General features: G+C 72.5%; 2 pseudogenes. One reads left to right on the top strand and one right to left on the bottom strand.

Annotation, left to right across the window (positions count from 1 at the left end):
• Positions 1–215 (top strand): annotated as a pseudogene (locus ACJA3G_RS37625) (glycosyl transferase family 2); the annotation flags it as partial.
• Between the two features lie 96 nt (positions 216–311).
• On the opposite strand, the pseudogene ACJA3G_RS37630 reads toward ACJA3G_RS37625, so the two are convergent.
• Positions 312–968: pseudogene (locus ACJA3G_RS37630) on the bottom strand (Tellurium resistance); the annotation flags it as partial.

Consider the following 968-nt stretch of genomic DNA (forward strand, 5'->3'; position numbering starts at 1 on the left):
GGGCGGGCGGGCTGGCGTGGCTGGTGATGGCCGGGACGTACGTACCGATGCTGCGCTACTACCGCCAGCCGGCGGCGCTGGCCCCGCTGCTGCCGTTCACCGCGTTCCTGTACCTCCTGATGACGGTGGACTCGGCCGTCCAGCACTACCGGGGGCGCGGGGCGGCGTGGAAGGGGCGCACCTATGCGCGTCCGGAGGCCGCACCCGATCAGTGAGCCGGGACGGCCGGACGCCGGCCCATACGGCCTCCGTCGCGCTTTCGGGCCGGGCTCGCGGTTGCGGACCGGGCCGGAACCACGACCACGCGCGCGTCACTTGCGGCCGGGCGTCCAGTTCATGCCCCACCCGTACGCCTGGTCGACGGTGCGCTGCGGGCTGACACCGCGCGCGGGCACCAGATAGCGGGCCTCGCGCTGGACGACGAGGTCGCCGCCGTCATTGGTGAGCAGGGCGAGGGCGCAGACCGTGGAGGGCACGGTGCACTCGTCGAGCGAGAAGTCGATCGCCGCGCCGTGCTGCGGCTGGAGGGTGACCGTGGCGTGCAGGTCGGCGAAGCTGCGCGCGCCCTCGTAGATCGTCACGAAGATCAGGACGCGGCGGAGCCGGTCCTTGTGGTCGAGGTTGACCGTGAGGTTCTCGCCGGAGGTGAGGGCGCCGGTGCGGTCATCGCCGTCGAGGTGGATGTACGGCGGTCCGCTGAGCGAGCCGAAGGCGTTGCCGAGTGCCTGGACGACCCCCTTGCGCCCGTCCGTGAGCTCGTAGAGGGCACACAGGTCCAGGTCGAGGTCGGCGTGGTTGGCGACGGCCCTGCCGAGCTTGGCGCCCCAGCCGGAGAACTGCTTGCGCGTCTGCCAGTTGAGGTTCACCCGCAGCGCGCCCGAGCTGCCGCCCTGCTTGGCCAGCGAGACGGTGGGGGCGGCCTTCGTCAGGGTCACCTTCGACAACCGTACGGGGGTGGCGGCGGGCGG

The sequence above is a fragment of the Streptomyces sp. YS-3 genome, assembly GCF_045257485.1.
Taxonomy (GTDB): Bacteria; Actinomycetota; Actinomycetes; order Streptomycetales; family Streptomycetaceae; genus Streptomyces.